The following is a 506-nucleotide window of genomic DNA, read 5'->3' on the forward strand; positions in this document are numbered from 1 at the left end:
TCCGTCGACTTCAGATTTCCAGGGCCCATGCGAGAGCGAATAGCCGTCGCCCCATTTAAGGATAGGCGAATTTATGCGGTTTACCTAAAGAGCTTTGCGCATTGTTCGCGGCTGCAAATTGCCGTTTACATAGACGCCGGTTGGCTGTTTTACGCAGCCATAGGCGAATCCGCTATCGATTCCGGAAACGCCGGCAAGATTGTGCAGTTCAGTGCGGACGAACTCCTCGTAGGATTCGAGATCATCCATTATGATGTGCAGCAGATAGTCGTACTCTCCGCTGATGAGGTAGCATGCGAGTACATTTTCCGAGTTCTGCACCCCGCGTTCGATATCCGCGACGCCTGTGCGGTTATGCCGTTCCAGCTTGACGCGAACGAACAGCGTAACGGGTTTGCCGAGCTTACTTTGATCAATGATGGTCGTGTAACCTGCGATCAACCCGGATTCCTCCATCGCCCTGACGCGCCGAAGGCATGGTGACGGGGAAAGGTTGATCCGCTCCG

At 54.2% G+C, this 506-nt stretch carries 1 protein-coding gene; it reads right to left on the reverse strand.

Features of this window, described 5'->3' with window-relative positions:
• Window positions 1-84 precede the first annotated feature (84 nt).
• On the reverse strand, window positions 85-506 hold a 422-nt coding region (locus F2B26_RS17055), incomplete at its 5' end, for an Lrp/AsnC family transcriptional regulator (protein ID WP_159811278.1).

Source organism: Cellulomonas citrea, assembly GCF_009829685.1.
Classification (GTDB): domain Bacteria; phylum Actinomycetota; class Actinomycetes; order Actinomycetales; family Cellulomonadaceae; genus Cellulomonas; species Cellulomonas citrea.